Origin of the sequence: Thalassospira sp. MCCC 1A01148 (genome assembly GCF_001613795.1) — a bacterium.
In the GTDB taxonomy this organism is placed as follows: domain Bacteria; phylum Pseudomonadota; class Alphaproteobacteria; order Rhodospirillales; family Thalassospiraceae; genus Thalassospira.
Genome location: NZ_LPVZ01000012.1, coordinates 56,062 through 72,160, shown reverse-complemented (window position 1 = coordinate 72,160; position 16,099 = coordinate 56,062). Strand labels below are relative to the sequence as shown.

The following is a 16,099-nucleotide window of genomic DNA, read 5'->3' as shown; positions in this document are numbered from 1 at the left end:
TCAAAATGCCTGCCCCAGACTGATATAGAATTGAAAATCGTCGTCAACGTTGGGCCGTTTATCGAGCGGCACCGCAACATCAAATCGCAGCGGCCCGACCGCAGTGTAGTACCGGAAACCAAGGCCGGCCGCCCACAAAAGATTGATGTCTTCGGGTTCAGAGCGCGCATAAACGTTCCCACCTTCGATGAACGGCACGATGCCAAAACTTTCGGTCACGCGTGCGCGAAACTCTGCCCCGACTTCCAGTACGGAACGACCGCCCAACGGATCATGATCATCATCAAGTGGCCCGACCTTTTGATATTCATACCCGCGGATTGATCCGCCACCGCCGGAATAATAACGTTTGTTTGACGGCAGACCGCCACGCTCTTCGCCAATGATGGTACCTGTGCGGGCGCGTGCCGCAAAAACGTAGTCGCCATCATCGTCAAAGGCCAGATACTGCGACCCGGCCAACGAGACAGAGGTGAAATTGGTATCCTGATCGGACAAGCCCATATATGGCGACACATTGATTTCAAACCGATTGCCCACGGTCGGATCAAGCGGATTGTCAGTATTGTCGTGACGCAAGACCCCGCGCAGGCCGGCAAGATAGAATTCCTCGTTCGGGGAGTCCGATCCGGTCAGGTCGGAATATTCCGCCGTGACGCCAAATGTTGCTGTCCAGTTTTCCCAAAGTGGGCGTTCAATACCGGCAAAACTGTCAAGCGTTGAGCCCTTATAGGCATCTGTGTCGTTGTTCTTGGCATTTGCTTCGGCCACAAAGGACTGACGACGTTCAAGGAACTGCGGTTTCTTGAACTCCGCCGACAGCCCCTGTTCAAGGCTTGAGACATCAAACCCCAGCCGCAACCGTTCCCCGGCACCAAAGAAATTGCGGTGCTCCCAAAAGGCATTGACGCCCGGACCATCTGCTGTCGAAAAGTTTACCCCGCCACCAATCGAGCGCATCTTGCGTTCAACAACATCGATCTCGACAGGGATTTCGCCATTTTCCTTTACTGGACCGGCGACTTTGACAATCACGCTGTCAAACAGGTTTGTTTGTGCCAGTTCGCGACGCGTGGTGCGGACTTCATCAGGGTGGTATTGATCGCCGTGATCCCAACTGTGATAACCGGCAATGAAATCAGGATCGACGTCCTGTGCGCCATTCACGGTAATATCGCCAAACTGCGCGAGCGGCCCGGTATTAAAGGCATAATTGATGGTGATCGTCTTTTGTGCGGTGTCCGCCAAAATGGTGCGCTTTCCCGCTTCGACAAGCGGATAGCCCTGTTCACGCAAGATATCAACGCCGTATTGTTCGCCCAGAATGATTGGTTCAGCAATTGCACGCTGACCGATCTCAAGGTTGGTTTTTTCCAGTTCCTCATCGGTCGCGTGACGTTCCACAACCCCATCCGGCCGCGTGATGACAAGATTGACCGCCGCAATCAGGTAAGGTGTGCCGGTATCGACATTATAGGTCAGGACCAGTGGACTGGGTTTATCGCCCCCGGTGGCAAGCGCATCATCACCCGCCTGTCCCGCAACCGCGTCATTAGCGGTGTCTTGCCCGGATGCGTCCGTCTCGGCAGCTGCATCCGATGGGCTTTCCACCGCTTTTTCCCGGATACTGAAGGTGATTTGGCCGTCGTAAAATCCGTTGGAACGCAAAACAGCCTGAAACCGCTCGATATCGTCCTCGGCACGGCGTTGCAACCCGGCACGCGACGCTGTTGGCCGTGACTGCAAACGTCGGGCAGTGCTCACGGAATTGAGCGCTTCGATCAGTTTTTCTTCCTGGGAATCGATGCCCTTAATCTCGACATCATAGGGGATGGTGGTTTGCAGGTCGTTCTGCAGAACGTCATCTTCCGCCCCATTGCCAAGGGCAAAGATCCCCTCGCCGCCTTCGTCTGATGCGCATGCCGAAAGAATTGTCCCTGCCAAGAGCAGTGGAACAACAGCAGCACGGCGCCCGAAAGCCGGGAAAGTGCGAAGCATGCGTTTACTCAAACCATCGTGTCCTTAATAGGCCCGCCTTCGAAGCGGGTCGTCATTAAACCTGTGTCGGTTGGACCTTGTTTTCCATATAGGTACAAACGGTCAGGACAATTAAATGTTTCAAAACAGGCTATTGAAAATACCATATTTTTATTCCGCCCGCAGGTCGAGTGATCCTGTGCCATGATCCATGAAAAAATGGCATGGCTATGAAAAATAAATGCGCTTGCGCATCTTTCACATTGAGCGTACCGGAAGTTGAGAGCAACCAGATTGCCACCCCACCGCAGGAGGTCCCCGCAGTGACTTCGACCCAAACCGCGACTGTTATCATCCGCAACGCCGTTCGCGCCGACCTTGATGGGCTTTGTGCCCTTGAAGTCGGCAATTTTGAAAGTGACATGATTTCGCGTGCATCATTCTCGCGGTTCCTGCGCCAGGCCAGTGCACGCCTTCTTGTGGCGGATGCCGGCGACGCGGATCATCCTGATGTTGTGGGGTATGGCTTGTTGTTGCTGCGCGCCAATACGGTTACCGCCCGGATTTACTCGCTGGCGATTACGCAAGAGTGGCGCGGCAAGGGATTGGGCACACAACTTCTGGCCGGGCTTGAAAACCTTGCCATGGATGCGGGGTGTTCGCGTATCCGTCTTGAAGTGCGCGCAACCAACGAAACCGCCCGCAATCTTTATGAACGCCATGGCTATACGCGCGTTGCCGATCTTCCGCGCTATTACGAGGGTGGCGGCGATGGCATCCGCCTTGAACATGCGCTTTATGACAGCGAAAGCATGGTCAACCCGGCTGTTGCCACCGGTGCGCCCCTGATCCTTGTTGACCGGCTTTCGGATCAGCGCTTTGCCGTGTCGGGTGCCCGCGTGATGCGGGTGCGCGATTATCTGGCACTTGATCATGGCGTACGTAACCGGCGTGTGATCAACCTGTGTCAGTCTTATGAGTATCTGTCGCGTGGTTATTATTGCAGCCTTCTGGCAGCGGCCCGCGCAGAGCGTGTCATTCCCGAAGCCGATGTTCTTTTGAACCTGAACTGGAAGCGCCTGCAAAAAACCGCACGCGCGGAACTCAGCCCGCAAATTATAGAAGCCCTGGAAAAATCCGGAAAAACACCTGATCAGGCACCGGATTATATCGATGTCTATTTCGGACGCACGGCGAACAAGAAATTCCGTCAGATTGGCGAACGTGCGTTTGATCAGTTTCGCTGCCCGATCCTGCGCCTGCATTTAAATCCGCAGGACCGCAAGATCTTGCGTGAAATTGAAGCCCCGTCGGTCCGACAGCTTGATGACAGCAACCTTGCCGAGTTCGAAACTGCTCTTCGCGCCTACTTGCGCGGGCGTGTTCGCAAGCAAGACAACGCCACACCGCCGACCGCCCTTGTGGCCATCTTGCATGACCCGGATGAAGTTCTGCCACCGTCAGACAAGGAAGCCCTTGCCAACTTCGTGCAGGCCGCATCCGACCTTGGCGCAAAAGCCGAACTGATTACGGCAAAGGATTTCCATCATCTTTCGGAGTTTGACGCCCTTCTGATCCGCGAAACCACCGCCCTTGATCACCATACCTATCGTTTTGCCAAACGCGCGGTAAAGGAAGGCATTCCGGTGATTGACGATCCGGACTCGATGCTGCGGTGTACCAACAAGGTCTATTTGGCCGAATTGTTGCGCACCCACCGTATCCCGGCCCCGAAAAGTGCGATTTTTGATAAGCGCCGCATTGCCGAAATCGGCCGACAATTCAGCTTCCCGTCCGTTCTGAAGGTTCCGGACGGCTGTTTTTCGCGCGGGGTGCGTAAAGTCAAATCACCCGAACACTTGGCTGAGGTCGCGACCGAGATGTTTAAGAACTCGGAACTTCTGGTCATTCAGGAATATGTCGAAACCACCTTTGACTGGCGCATCGGTGTTCTGGGCGGTGAAGCCATCTTTGCCAGCCGCTATTTCATGGCACCGGGTCACTGGCAGATCGTCAAACATGAAGATGATGGCAAAAGCTTTGAGGAAGGCGGCTTTGAAACCCTGCCCGTTGAAGATGCCCCTGCCGACATCGTTGCGACTGCCCTTGCCTCTGCGCGGTTGATGGGCGATGGCCTTTATGGAGTGGACGTCAAGGAAACGCCGCATGGCCCGATGGTGATCGAGGTGAATGACAACCCCAATATTGATGCCGGGGTTGAGGACGTGGTTCTGGGCATGGATCTTTATCGCCGGATCATTGCGCATCTTCTTGGCAAGATCGCGCGTCCGTAAGGCAACATCAGAAGATCACAAACAAAGCAAAAGGCCGGATTTTATCCGGCCTTTTTATCAATGAAGACAGCGGCTTGCAGCTTGTCCCGACCATAGCGTGCCATCAGATCAAACTCATGGCGCAGGATCGGCACGGACAGGCAATCGCTTCCTGTAAACGGTTCATGGTCTTCGCCGATATCGGGATCACTGACATAGACAAACCGGTCGTCAAAGCCCGATACCACCACCCAATGCGGGATTTTGTCGCCATAAATGCGGTATTGGCTGATCAGGACCAGCGCCATTTTACCCTGTTTGGTGCGCTCTTCGATCTCGGCAATGCCGAACGGACCGGTTGTGACCGAGATACCGGCATCAAGTGCCTGACGGGCAAAGTCATAATGCACCAGTTCAACAACTTCGCGGTTTTGCGGCTTGCGCACGGTATCAACAAATAGCGGGCCATCGCGACTGCTAAGCACTTCGGCGTCAAAGCCGCGCTTATGCGCCGCCAACGCCAGCCCAAGCGGACCACAGCCGCCATGACCGGATGTCATGAATATCGTCGTGGCTTCACGCCACAACGCGATTTCAAGATTGCGATCCAGTTCGACATCGTGATCAAGCGCATTCATCGCCATCATCAGGGCCGCCGGACCACAGGTAAAAGGCAGGGTCTGGTGATAGAAATGAATGGGTGACGGCAGGCGCATGGCGTTTGGCACCAAAACCTTTTCCATACGAAGCGCATTGCTGTGATCGGGATAATAGTCCGGATAAAGGTCAAATTCGCGATAACCATTTGCCGTAAACAACCGGATCGCATCCGGATTTTTCTGGCTGACCTCAAGGCGCAGGATCGGGGCGCCGAAATCAAGGCTGATCTCTTCGGCCTGCGCGATCAGTGAACGACCAATTCCCTGCCCCCGCAGATCGGGTGACACCGCCATGGAATACAGGCGCGCAAGCGCCACATTGCGACGAAAAATCACCAGCACATAGCCAGAAATGCCCGCATCATTGGCATTTTCCGCCACGATCAACCGTGCGGTTTCACTGCCAACAAAACGCTTGAAGGCACGCCTGTTCAGACGGTCAATCGCAAAAGACCGGTTTTCAATATCGCACAGCGCATCCAGATCACCGTTCCGGGCGGGGCGCAATTGGAAGTCATGAAGTTGGGAGGCGTTTGACGTCATCGCGCAATCACTTGATTTGAGCATGCCAAAACAGCATACGCGGATATATCGTCACGAAACGCACAAAAGGAATAGTGCAATTTATGCGGTGCTGACTGCGTTTTTTGCACAGCAAGGCACCGCATAGCTTGCAAGTCCGGGCGCATTAGCCGCGCGCTGCAATCCGCGGCGCAAGCGGTGCCATGTCGTACCCGGCCTCTGCCGCGGCCTTGATGATATCATCTGCCGGCATTTGCCCGGCGTTGGCCAGCGACCAAAGGATGGTGCAACGTGTGCCACTTCGGCAGTAGGCAAAGATCGGCTTCGGGGCCGACGCCAGATTGGCAGCAAAGGCATCGGCATCCGCATCCGACACATTGCCACTTGCAACCGGCTGGAAGATCGCCTTGATACCGGCGGCTTCGGCCTTGGCGGCAATTTCAGAGAATGACGGTTGTCCCGGATCTTCACCGTCCGGTCGGTTGCAGATGATGGTCTTGAACCCGGCCTTGGCAATTTCGTCAATCGCCTCAAGCGGCATTTGCGGGGATACAGTCAGTTCATCACTCAGGCGTTTCATTTCAATTCCGTTCGTCGTTGCTGGTCGCCGCGCCTGGTTGATCGGGCTTTTACAGCACGTTCTTAGGTTCACGGCCTAAGCATACCGCAGAGATTTGCGGATGCCAGCATAACGTTCACGCAACAACAGATCGAACGGAATATTCCGGGTTCCAAACGCCGTCTATGGCGTTATTTTGAAAGCGGGCAGGTCCGCAACCCAAACAACTTGTAAAGCGGGCAAAAACGCAAGGCCGCTGTCACAAGCATCACAACACCTGCTGCCAGGATCACCCACGCATATGGCCCAAATGCGATGCTGCCCTCTTCGGGGTTGGCCATGACAAACGGCAAAGCCAGCAAAACGACGCCAATGCATGCGCGCAAGATACGATCAACCAAACCTACATTCGCCATAATTTCCTCCTTGGGGAAAGCTCTGATGAGTTGGTTTATAACATTATAATTCAATAGATAACTTTGACCCTTATCAATCACATCCAAACAAAGATCGGTACTTTGGTTGATGCCGTATTTCCAGCCTTGCCCAACGTTTGCGACCGTGCCAAAAGTTCAAAATCCAAACGTTATCAAGTCCCTCAGGAAACGTACCGACATGAGTGAACCCTCAACGGCTATCCCGGATTTTCCGTCATGGCGCCAATCCAACCCGAATGGTGCGTTTTCCGACTGGCTCAAGGCATCATGTGCAGATCAATGGCACGCGGTAACTCATCATCCCTTTACCGATGCTTGGGGCAACGGTGCCCTGCCCAAGGCCAATCTTGAAAACTACCTTATTCAGGATCACCGGTTTATTGATCGGTTTGTCGCCTTGTTGGCGGCGGCTGTTTCACGCGCGCCCAACTTAAAGGACCGCATCCCCGGCTGTCAGTTCCTTGCATTGGTCACGGGCGAAGAAAACACCTATTTCGAGCGATCCTTTGCCGAGCTTGGTGTATCTGATGATGCACGTGAAAACACACCCGACTGGCCGGCAACGACGTCCTTCAAACAGCTTATGAAAGATGCCACCGACAGCAATCGTTACGCCAATATGCTGGCCGTACTGGCGGTTGCCGAAGGCACCTATCTTGGCTGGGCAGATCGGGTCAATAAGGCCATTGCCAGACGGCCGGATGATTTCTGGTACGCAGAATGGATTGATCTGCATATCGGCGATTATTTCGAAAGTGTGGTGGCCTATCTCAATACGCAGCTTGATAAAGCAGGACCGGCACTATCCGAACAGGAACGTTCGGAATGTCTGTCCTATTTCGCGCGTGCGACCGATCTTGAATATCAGTTCTTTGACACTGCGTGGGGCGCACAGAAATGACCACCATCCGTTCCTTCACGGACAGCGACGCCGACGCACTGGTCGAGATATACAGACGTGCGGTCACAGAGATTGGGCCACGGGCCTATAACCCCGAACAGGTCGCCGTCTGGGCAAAACTTCTGCCCAGTGCCGAACGCTTTGCCGAAATCATGAATGACGGGCGTGTTGCCCTTGTGGCAGTGGATGCCAATAACCGCGTCGTTGCCTTCGGCGATGTCGAGGCAGATGGTCATATCGGCTTTCTCTATGCGCTGCCAGATGTTGCCGGCACAGGTGTCGCCAAGACCCTGTATGACGTCCTTGAATCGAAGGCACGCGAACAGGATATCGGCAAGCTGTATTCAGAGGCGAGCGAACTTGCAAAATCCTTCCTGCTCAAACAGGACTTTAGCGTTGTCGAGCGCCGCGACTTTGAAGTTTCTGGTGTGCCCATCCACAATTACGCGGTTGAAAAGCGCCTGCGCGCACCGCGTTAAACCACACCATAGCACCGCACATTAAAAAGGCTGCCGTTGGGGCAGCCTTTTTCCTATTCGCGCAAGCCGCGCTTGGTGCCCCCCAAAACGCGATCGATAAACACATCCGCCTGTCCGACATAGTTCACCGGATTGCGGATATGTGCCCAATCCACCGGGGCGTCGGTCAGTTTTGGCAATTCATCAAACAGGTTCGATGCATTTTCTGCTGACTTGGCAATGGCATCTTTCACCAACTTATCTGCGGCATCGCGGCCAAGGTGATCAGCAAGCGCAAATGTTGCGGCCTCAGCCAGCATCGCACCGCGCGACAGTTCAAGATTTTGCGCCATCCGATCCGTATTGATTCTAAGGTCAGGCACCATATCCACCGCCTGTGCAAGGGCCGCCCCGGTAGCGGTAATGATCTGCGGCAAGGTCAACCATTCCAGAAGCCAGCTTGCCCCGCTTCGTTCATGTTCGTGGATTTGCGACTGGGCAAAAGTGCCAAGCTGCCCGGCATTGAACCGCGCAAATGTCACCAGCATTTCCGCCTGCACGGGGTTGGATTTATGCGGCATGGTCGATGACCCGCCGCCCTTGCCTGGCTGCACTTCAGCAATTTCGGACTGTGCCAGCAGAACCAAGTCCTGCCCCATCTTGCCTAGCGCGCCGGTTAACGCCGTTAACTGACTTGCGAAATCAACAAGAACGTCACGCTGGGCATGCCAGGGCATATCTGCAAGCGGAAGATCAAGTTCTTCGGAAAGGTTGCTTTCGACGTCTGCAGCCTTGACCCCGATGGAGGCCAACGTGCCTGCAGCCCCGCCAAACGAAATGCGCAACAAGTCCGATGACAGGCTTTCAATCCGGTGATCAATCCGCACAAGTGGTGCCAACCATCCGGCAGCCTTCAAGCCAAACGTGGTGGGCACAGCCTGTTGGGATCGTGTTCGGCCAATCATCACCGTTTTGCGGTGGGTATCGGCATGCGCTGAAAGCGCCTTGGCCAGTTTGCGAATACGGCGGCGAATAATCGCAATCGCATCGCGCAGCTGCAAAACAAGTGCCGTATCAACCACGTCCTGGCTGGTGGCACCGAAATGAACGTATCGTGCGTCTTCGCCGCCAATTTCCGCCTTCAACGCCTTGATCAATGCCGGGACCGGCACACCGGCGCGCGCCGTTGGTCCCGCAAGCGTTGCCGGATCTGGTTCGAAGTCGCGGCACACATCAGCAATGCGAACCGCACTTTGTTGGGGGATCAGACCTGCCCGCGCCTCGGCCGCGGCAAGGGCCGATTCAAATAGCAGCATGGATGCAATCTGCGCACAGTCGTCAAACAGTGCGGCAATTTCCGGATCGGAAAACAGATCCCCCAGCAAGGCAGAGTCAAAGGGCGAAACGCTCATCAGGTATCATCCACCATTCAAACAGGTGTGAAATCAAGTCGATAGACACTAGTGTCGCGCCAGCAACTATATTGGTCAATAACGCAAAAAGAAGCCCCTGCCCGACAACCGGCACAGGGGCACCTTTTTCAAGATCAATCAGCTATCGGCCTTAAACAGCTTCAAGCGCAATCGCGATGCCCTGACCAACACCAATGCACATGGTCGCCAGCGCTCGCTTGCCACCTGTGCGTTTCATCTGCAGGGCTGCAGTGCCGGCAATGCGTGCACCCGACATACCAAGCGGATGGCCAAGGGCAATCGCGCCACCATTCGGGTTTACGCGTGCATCGTCATCGGCGATACCAAGGTCACGAAGCGTCGCCAGCCCCTGGGATGCAAAGGCTTCGTTCAGTTCGATCACGTCAAGCTGCTCTGTCGACCAGCCAAGGCGTGCGAGAAGTTTTTTCGACGCCGGGGCCGGGCCAAAGCCCATGATACGCGGTGCAACACCGGCGGTCGCACCACCAACAACCCGTGCAATCGGGGTCAGGCCGTATTTTTTAACAGCGGCTTCCGATGCAACGATGAGCGCTGCAGCCCCGTCATTGACACCCGATGCGTTACCGGCCGTAACCGAACCGCCTTCGCGGAACGGGGTCGGCAATTTGGCAAGCTTTTCGGCCGTGGTGCCCGGACGCGGATGTTCATCCTTGTCCACAATAATGGCATCGCCTTTACGCTGCGGAATGGTCACAGGTGTGATTTCCGCGGCCAGATTGCCATTTTCCTGTGCGGCAACCGCCTTGTCCTGCGAACGGGCCGCAAAGGCATCCTGATCTTCGCGCGAGATGTTGAAATCCTCGGCAACGTTTTCACCGGTTTCGGGCATGGAATCCACACCGTACTGTTTCTTCATCACCGGGTTCACGAAGCGCCAGCCAATGGTGGTGTCATAGATTTCCGCATTGCGCGAAAACGCCGACGTCGCCTTTGGCATGACAAACGGGGCACGCGACATGCTTTCAACGCCGCCGGCAATCATCAGATCGGCTTCACCCGATTTGATCGCGCGCGCGGCCATAATGATCGCATCCATGCCCGAACCGCACAGACGGTTGACCGTGGTTCCGGTCACTGTTTCCGGCAAACCGGCCAGAAGCGACGACATGCGCGCAACGTTGCGGTTGTCTTCACCAGCCTGGTTGGCACAGCCAAAGACGATGTCGTCAACAGCAGCGAAATCAAGATCAGGATTGCGATCCATCAGCGCCTTGAGCGGCACAGCGCCCAGATCATCCGCACGCACCTGCGACAGGCTGCCGCCAAAGCGGCCAATCGGGGTACGGATGTAATCGCAAATATATGCGTCAGCCATTTCTAAGATCCTTTTTATTGCTCTTACTGCTGGTCCCCATGGGCCTTGGCGGTACGAGCATGCAGTTCACGCAGAACCTGCAATTCTTTCTCGGACGGGATCGCAGTTTCGGCGACTTCGTCTGCGAACTCAACATCCCAACCGGTATTTTCGATGATTTCTTCACGGGTTACGCCCGGATGGATCGACGTCACAACGAATTGCTTGCCCACCGGATGCGGTTCCATGATGCAAAGATCCGTGATCAGGCGCGACGGGCCTTTGGTATCAACACCATAAGATGCGCGATCATCACCGCCCTTGCCATGACCAAGGGAAGTTACGAAATCGATTTTTTCAACAAAACCACGTTTGCTTTGCTTCATCACCAAAAAGACTTCACCACAACTGGTCGCGATTTCCGGTGCACCACCGCCGCCCGGCAGACGGACTTTGGGGTTGTCGTAATCACCGATCACGGTGGTGTTGATGTTGCCATACTTGTCAAGCTGGGCCGCACCAAGGAAGCCAACCGAAATCTTGCCGCCCTGAAGCCAGTAGCGGAACATTTCCGGGACGGCGACCGTGTTCACAGCGGTTTCGCACAGCTCGCCGTCACCGATCGACAGCGGCAGGACGTCCGGTTTGGTGCCAATCGTGCCGCTTTCATAAATAAGGGTAATGTCCGGCGCGTGGGTCAGGCGCGCAAGGTTGCACGCAGCCGAAGGCATCCCGATACCAACAAAGCACACATCGTCGTTTTTAAGCGCGCGTGCAGCGGACACCGTCATCATTTCAGTCGGGGTATATTCAACCATGATTTTTCCTCCGCTTAGCCTTTGTTTGCTTCACGCTTGGCCGCGAAATCTTCGGGACCGCCATTAATGACATGCTCTTCAAGCCAGGCCTGGAACGCTTCGCGATCACGCGCAATCGGATCCCAAGCCTTGTAGAACGCGTTGTCGCGCTTGTAGTACCCTTGGGCATAGGACGGATGCGCCCCGCCCGGAACTTCAACAATCGCGGTCACCGCCCAGTTCGGCAGCATGACGGCATTGGGCGAGATATCGCCGAAATCATCAACGATCTCTTCAACCGTGATGATGGATTTTTTTGCGGCCAGAACGGCTTCTTTCTGAACGCCGACAATACCTTCAAACAGGATATCGCCCTTTTTGTTGGCTTTCTGGGCATGCACCACTGTGACGTCCGGGCGGATTGCCGGAACGGCTGCCAGGCTTTCACCGGTGAACGGGCATTCAATGAACTTGATGTTCGGGTTCACGCGCGGCAGTTCCGCCCCGCGATAGCCCTTGAACACCGCACAAGGCAGGCCAGCCGCACCGGCGTCATAGGCGTTGGCCATGGCGGCGTGGCTGTGTTCTTCGATCTCAAGCTTGGTCGGCCAGCTCTTTTCATAGGCGTCGCGCAGACGGTGCAACGAGCCGACACCGGGGTTACCACCCCATGAAAAGATCAGTTTTTTGGCACAACCCGCACCGATCAGCTGATCATAGATCATGTCGGGGGTCATACGGATCAGGGTCAGATCCTTGATGCCCTGACGAATGATTTCGTGTCCGGCAGCATGCGGGATCAGATGGGTGAAGCCTTCCATCGAAATGGTGTCGCCATCCTTGACGCAGGATGCGACCGCCTCTTTAAGCGACATGAAACGTGCAACCACGGCAAAACTCCTGTGGTATCAATCCAGAACATTACAGATGCGGGGTATTCACCCCAAAGGAAATTCAGGTCGATGGCTGCGACCGCCGGCTTTCCCCAAAGCAGCGGACGCAGCCATCGGGCCAGATCGACTTACACGTCGAAGAACACGGTTTCCGCGTCCCCCTGCATGTGAATATCGATCCGGTATTCAATCCCCGTCGGGGTATCGACACGCTTGGCAATCAAGGTGTCGCGACGGTCCGCCGGTACTGACTGCAAGACAGGGTCTTTTGCATTCCGTTCAGCTTCATCGTCGAAATAGAAACGGGTAAAGGCATGAACCAGCATGCCGCGCATAAAGACGGTCACGTTGACAAACGGCGCCTCGGCATCTTTGACAACACCGGGCTTTACCGTATCAAACCAGAAGCGCAGCTTGGCATCCGTGCCCGTGCCGCAACGGCCGAGCCCCCGGAAGCCGGTCTCGGACACATCAATCGGGTTTTCATTGTAGTTACCATCGGCATCGGCCTGCCAGATTTCGATCATGGCATCGTTAACCGGGTTGCCGTCGCCATCAAAGACGGTACCGATAATACGGATATGCTCACCGGCCGCATCCGGACCGGCAATGGTCGGATCGGCGATGTCGGTGAAGTCGTATGCGTACTGGCCTGCGGTCAAGCCATAGGCGAAATACGGGCCAACCGTCTGTGAGGGGGTTTCACCATAAGCCATGACTTAATTCTCCATCGGGGTGCCGTTGCGTCCACGCAGGACAATGTCGAACTGGTAACCCAGTGCGAAGCCCTCCTCGGTCTTGTCGATCGAGAATTTGGCAATCAGGCGTTCACGGGCTTGCGCGTCCTCGGTGCCAAGGAAAATCGGATCAAGATCAAGCAGCGGATCACCCGGGAAATACATCTGGGTGACAAGACGGGTGGCAAAGCCCGGCCCAAACAGCGAAATGTGGATATGGTTCGGACGCCAGGCATTGAAGTGGTTGCCCCACGGATAGGCACCCGGCTTGATGGTATAGAATTTGTAATTGCCCTGATCGTCGGTAAAGCAACGACCTGACCCGCGGAAGTTCGGGTCCAGCGGCGCATCATGCTGATCAACCTTGTGCACATAGCGACCAGCGGCATTCGCCTGCCAGATTTCAACAAGCGTGTTGGGCTGCGGGCGACCATCGGTATCCATCACCCGACCATGCACGACAATGCGTTCGCCAAGCGGCTCGCCATTTACAACGCCGTTTTTGGTCAGATCGAAATCAAGCTCACGCACAGAGGCAGGCGCAAAGCGCGGACCAGTACCCTCTGTCAGCCCCGACTTGATGGCAAGCGGTGCCTGGGTCGGACCACGCAACAGGGTCGATTTGTAACCGGGGGCGATATAGGGGGCATGCGATCCCCAGTCACGCGGTTTGAAGGTGGACATTTGGCTTACTCTCCCTTGGATGCCGCGTCGATCTCGGCATAGGTTTGCTTGGCAATGCGAAAGGCCGTGTTGGCGGCGGGAACGCCGGCATAAACCGCAACATGCATCAGGGTTTCACGGATATCATCGCGTGTTGCCCCGGTATTCAAGGTCGCCCGGATATGCATGGCGAGTTCTTCTTCGTGGCCCAGCCCCGCAAGCAGTGCGATGGTCACGATGGAACGTTCACGCTTGGTGAAGGCGTCGCTTGTCCAGACACCGTTCCAGACATTTTCGGTGATATAGCGCTGAAAACCCTCGTCAATTTCCGTGATATTCTTGGAGGCGCGATCCACATGTGCATCGCCCAGAACGGAACGGCGGGTTTTCATGCCAACGTCATACCGGCTCTCAGACAAGATTCTTCTCCTTGGTAAATCGGTCGATCAACCGGGTCAGCAATTCCGGGGTTTCGATGCATGGCAGATGCCCAACCCCGTCAATCAATTCAAATTCGGCACCGGGGATCGCGGCTGCCATGGCGCGCACGACATCGGGCGGCGTCGCCAGATCTTCCGATCCACAGATACACAAGGTCGGCACAGCAATTTTCGCCGCTGCCTCTCGCAGGTCACCATCGCGCAGTGCAACGCAGGTACCGACGTAACCTTCGACCGTGGTGCGCACCAGCATGTCGCGATACATCGCGGTTTCCAGAGCACGTTCCGTGCGGAAAGTCGGCGACAGCCAGCGTTCCATGATCGCATCGCCCATGGACGCAATCCCGTCAGCCTTGATGGCCTCGATCCGGGTGTTCCAGCTGTCATAATCGCCAAGCTTGGACGCCGTATCGCACAGGATCAGGCCACGCACACGGCCGGGCACAAGTTCGGTGACTTTCTGGGCAATCAGTCCCCCGACCGACAGGCCGCAAATGATCACCTGATCAATGCCAAGGTAATCAAGCAACCCGATCAGATCATTGGCATGCAGCGCGACGTCATAGGGCGCATCACCAATCCCCGACAGGCCATGCCCGCGTTTGTCGTAGGTCACGATGTTGAACGTGGAGGAAAGCGCATCAACGACATCATCCCAGATGCGAAGATCCGTCCCCAGAGAATTTGCAAAGACCAGCACAGGGCCGTTTTTCGGGCCCGACTGGCTATAATGAATATGTGTCCCGTTAACCGGGGCGACTTGCAGACTCATTATCATTTCCACCCTGCTTGTTTAACCCGACATTCGCAGATGGTTTTGGTTATGTAAAATGAGGAATTGCGTAATTTGCATAACTATATAATTATGCATAAGTCACCCATAAGCGCATTCTAAACTGCTGATATGTAGGGCCGCATGCTAGATCAACGTATTAAATTCCGCCATTTGACCTGCTTTCTGGAGGTCGCGCGCCAACGCAGTGTCGTGAAGGCGGCTGATACGCTGTCCATCACGCAGCCCGCCGTTTCCAAAACAATCCGTGAACTTGAAGAACATCTGGACGCGCGATTGTTTGATCGATCAAAACGCGGCGTTACCCTGACCGATTTCGGCAAGGTCTTTTTGCGCTATGCCGGGGCCAGCGTCACGGCCCTGCGACAGGGTGTGGACAGCATCAGTCAGGTGCGCATGCAGGGCGGGCTTTCAATCAATCTGGGGGTTCTGCCCACGGTTGCCGCAAGTGTCATGCCCAACGCCATTCGCCACTTCAAGACACTTAGCCCCGATACCACGGTCAAGGTTGTGGCGGGACCGAACGTGATGTTGATGGGACAGTTGCGTGTGGGTGAGCTTGATCTGGTCGTTGGACGACTGGCCGAACCCGATCAGATGTCGGGCCTGTCGTTTATACATCTGTATTCAGAACATATTTCACTGGTCGCACGGCCGGGCCATCCCCTGATGGCGGACAAGAACCCGGACATTACGCGCATCCGCGAATTCACCGTACTGGTGCCGCCCAAACAGGCGATTATTCACCCCACTGTCGACAAGATGCTGATTGCACATGGTATTGGTGCCCTGCCCGACCGTATCGAAACCGTTTCGACATCTTTCGGACGCGCCTTTACTCGTGAAACAGATGCGATCTGGATCATCTCGAACGGGGCTGTTGCATCCGATATTGCCGAAGGTCATCTTGTCGAACTGCCGATTGACACCAGCGACACCTTTGGTCCCGTTGGCCTGACGACCCGAATTGACTCGCCGGTTTCGCCGCCGGTCGAAATGCTGATTAATGCCGTACGCGAAGAAGCAGCGCGTCATCACAGCTCTCAGGCCGAGTCAAAAGCATAATCATTTGGTTATGGATATGTGCTTACATATCATTATACATAACCATCGCGCACAGATTAGATTGCAGGCAATTCGGCATGACTGACGTGCACCAGACGCAGATCATGCGATCAATAAAAACAACAAAATCAATAACAAGAAAAAGAACTCTTGGAAAACTTCGCACGCTAGATGCGC

General features: G+C 55.3%; 16 protein-coding genes. 4 read left to right on the top strand and 12 right to left on the bottom strand.

Annotation, left to right across the window (positions count from 1 at the left end; all coding sequences use genetic code 11):
• The gene (locus AUQ43_RS03235) at window positions 1-2,010 is read right to left on the bottom strand and encodes an autotransporter assembly complex family protein (protein ID WP_232310570.1); all 2,010 of its coding nucleotides are present in this window, start codon (window positions 2,008-2,010) and stop codon (window positions 1-3) included.
• A gap of 290 nt (window positions 2,011-2,300) precedes the next feature.
• Here AUQ43_RS03235 and AUQ43_RS03230 point away from each other — a divergent pair, with 290 nt between their 5' ends.
• On the top strand, window positions 2,301-4,271 hold the full coding sequence (locus AUQ43_RS03230; protein ID WP_062954382.1) for a GNAT family N-acetyltransferase: 1,971 nt from the start codon (window positions 2,301-2,303) through the stop codon (window positions 4,269-4,271).
• A 41-nt stretch (window positions 4,272-4,312) separates the two neighbouring features.
• Here the strand turns inward: AUQ43_RS03230 and AUQ43_RS03225 are convergent, their stop codons facing one another.
• The 3 genes from AUQ43_RS03225 to AUQ43_RS03215 all read right to left on the bottom strand — a co-directional run bounded on the left by AUQ43_RS03225 (window position 4,313) and on the right by AUQ43_RS03215 (window position 6,406).
• Entirely contained in the window at window positions 4,313-5,452 is a 1,140-nt protein-coding gene (locus tag AUQ43_RS03225) for a GNAT family N-acetyltransferase/peptidase C39 family protein (RefSeq protein WP_062955230.1), read from the bottom strand.
• A 145-nt stretch (window positions 5,453-5,597) separates the two neighbouring features.
• Window positions 5,598-6,011 (bottom strand): TIGR01244 family sulfur transferase, encoded by a 414-nt coding sequence (locus AUQ43_RS03220; protein WP_062954381.1) that lies wholly within the window; start codon window positions 6,009-6,011, stop codon window positions 5,598-5,600.
• Between the two features lie 170 nt (window positions 6,012-6,181).
• Entirely contained in the window at window positions 6,182-6,406 is a 225-nt protein-coding gene (locus AUQ43_RS03215; protein WP_062954380.1) for a DUF2892 domain-containing protein, read from the bottom strand.
• A gap of 199 nt (window positions 6,407-6,605) precedes the next feature.
• On the opposite strand from AUQ43_RS03215, the gene AUQ43_RS03210 reads away from it, so the two are divergent.
• Both AUQ43_RS03210 and AUQ43_RS03205 read left to right on the top strand, forming a co-directional pair.
• Window positions 6,606-7,328, top strand: a complete 723-nt coding sequence (locus AUQ43_RS03210) for a TenA family protein (RefSeq protein WP_062954379.1) — start codon at window positions 6,606-6,608, stop codon at window positions 7,326-7,328.
• Window positions 7,325-7,807 (top strand): GNAT family N-acetyltransferase, encoded by a 483-nt coding sequence (locus tag AUQ43_RS03205; protein WP_062954378.1) that lies wholly within the window; start codon window positions 7,325-7,327, stop codon window positions 7,805-7,807. Before AUQ43_RS03210 ends, AUQ43_RS03205 begins: the two co-directional genes overlap by 4 nt.
• 53 nt (window positions 7,808-7,860) lie before the next feature.
• Here the strand turns inward: AUQ43_RS03205 and pcaB are convergent, their stop codons facing one another.
• From pcaB to pcaD, 8 genes are all read right to left on the bottom strand, one after another.
• Window positions 7,861-9,198 (bottom strand): 3-carboxy-cis,cis-muconate cycloisomerase, encoded by a 1,338-nt coding sequence (pcaB, locus tag AUQ43_RS03200; RefSeq protein WP_062954377.1) that lies wholly within the window; start codon window positions 9,196-9,198, stop codon window positions 7,861-7,863.
• 151 nt (window positions 9,199-9,349) lie between these two features.
• Window positions 9,350-10,555: a 3-oxoadipyl-CoA thiolase gene (pcaF, locus tag AUQ43_RS03195; protein ID WP_062954376.1), complete on the bottom strand. Its 1,206-nt coding sequence runs from the start codon at window positions 10,553-10,555 to the stop codon at window positions 9,350-9,352.
• A 23-nt stretch (window positions 10,556-10,578) separates the two neighbouring features.
• Window positions 10,579-11,352 carry a CoA-transferase subunit beta gene (locus AUQ43_RS03190; RefSeq protein WP_062954375.1) on the bottom strand — a complete coding sequence of 258 codons (774 nt, stop codon included), beginning with the start codon at window positions 11,350-11,352 and terminating at the stop codon, window positions 10,579-10,581.
• 14 nt (window positions 11,353-11,366) lie between these two features.
• Window positions 11,367-12,221, bottom strand: coding sequence for a CoA transferase subunit A (locus tag AUQ43_RS03185; RefSeq protein ID WP_062954374.1), 855 nt, complete (start codon window positions 12,219-12,221; stop codon window positions 11,367-11,369).
• A gap of 131 nt (window positions 12,222-12,352) precedes the next feature.
• On the bottom strand, window positions 12,353-12,940 hold the full coding sequence (gene pcaG / locus AUQ43_RS03180; protein ID WP_062954373.1) for a protocatechuate 3,4-dioxygenase subunit alpha: 588 nt from the start codon (window positions 12,938-12,940) through the stop codon (window positions 12,353-12,355).
• 3 nt (window positions 12,941-12,943) lie between these two features.
• Window positions 12,944-13,645, bottom strand: a complete 702-nt coding sequence (pcaH, locus tag AUQ43_RS03175) for a protocatechuate 3,4-dioxygenase subunit beta (protein WP_062954372.1) — start codon at window positions 13,643-13,645, stop codon at window positions 12,944-12,946.
• Window positions 13,646-13,650: 5 nt separating this feature from the next.
• Window positions 13,651-14,043, bottom strand: coding sequence for a 4-carboxymuconolactone decarboxylase (gene pcaC / locus AUQ43_RS03170; protein ID WP_198157139.1), 393 nt, complete (start codon window positions 14,041-14,043; stop codon window positions 13,651-13,653).
• Window positions 14,036-14,836: a 3-oxoadipate enol-lactonase gene (pcaD, locus tag AUQ43_RS03165; RefSeq protein ID WP_084271973.1), complete on the bottom strand. Its 801-nt coding sequence runs from the start codon at window positions 14,834-14,836 to the stop codon at window positions 14,036-14,038. Before pcaD ends, pcaC begins: the two co-directional genes overlap by 8 nt.
• 144 nt (window positions 14,837-14,980) lie before the next feature.
• Between pcaD and pcaQ the strand changes: the two genes are divergently transcribed.
• Window positions 14,981-15,922: a pca operon transcription factor PcaQ gene (gene pcaQ / locus AUQ43_RS03160; protein WP_062954370.1), complete on the top strand. Its 942-nt coding sequence runs from the start codon at window positions 14,981-14,983 to the stop codon at window positions 15,920-15,922.
• Window positions 15,923-16,099 lie beyond the last annotated feature (177 nt).

What these genes read in the sequence shown, in the direction of transcription:
- AUQ43_RS03225 (WP_062955230.1), bottom strand. Translation starts at nt 5,452, where the DNA reads ATGACGTCAAACGCCTCCCAACTTCATGACTTCCAATTGCGCCCCGCC.
- AUQ43_RS03220 (WP_062954381.1), bottom strand. Translation starts at nt 6,011, where the DNA reads ATGAAACGCCTGAGTGATGAACTGACTGTATCCCCGCAAATGCCGCTT.
- AUQ43_RS03215 (WP_062954380.1), bottom strand. Translation starts at nt 6,406, where the DNA reads ATGGCGAATGTAGGTTTGGTTGATCGTATCTTGCGCGCATGCATTGGC.
- AUQ43_RS03210 (WP_062954379.1), top strand. Translation starts at nt 6,606, where the DNA reads ATGAGTGAACCCTCAACGGCTATCCCGGATTTTCCGTCATGGCGCCAA.
- AUQ43_RS03205 (WP_062954378.1), top strand. Translation starts at nt 7,325, where the DNA reads ATGACCACCATCCGTTCCTTCACGGACAGCGACGCCGACGCACTGGTC.
- pcaB (WP_062954377.1), bottom strand. Translation starts at nt 9,198, where the DNA reads ATGAGCGTTTCGCCCTTTGACTCTGCCTTGCTGGGGGATCTGTTTTCC.
- pcaF (WP_062954376.1), bottom strand. Translation starts at nt 10,555, where the DNA reads ATGGCTGACGCATATATTTGCGATTACATCCGTACCCCGATTGGCCGC.
- AUQ43_RS03190 (WP_062954375.1), bottom strand. Translation starts at nt 11,352, where the DNA reads ATGGTTGAATATACCCCGACTGAAATGATGACGGTGTCCGCTGCACGC.
- pcaG (WP_062954373.1), bottom strand. Translation starts at nt 12,940, where the DNA reads ATGGCTTATGGTGAAACCCCCTCACAGACGGTTGGCCCGTATTTCGCC.
- pcaH (WP_062954372.1), bottom strand. Translation starts at nt 13,645, where the DNA reads ATGTCCACCTTCAAACCGCGTGACTGGGGATCGCATGCCCCCTATATC.
- pcaD (WP_084271973.1), bottom strand. Translation starts at nt 14,836, where the DNA reads ATGAGTCTGCAAGTCGCCCCGGTTAACGGGACACATATTCATTATAGC.
- pcaQ (WP_062954370.1), top strand. Translation starts at nt 14,981, where the DNA reads ATGCTAGATCAACGTATTAAATTCCGCCATTTGACCTGCTTTCTGGAG.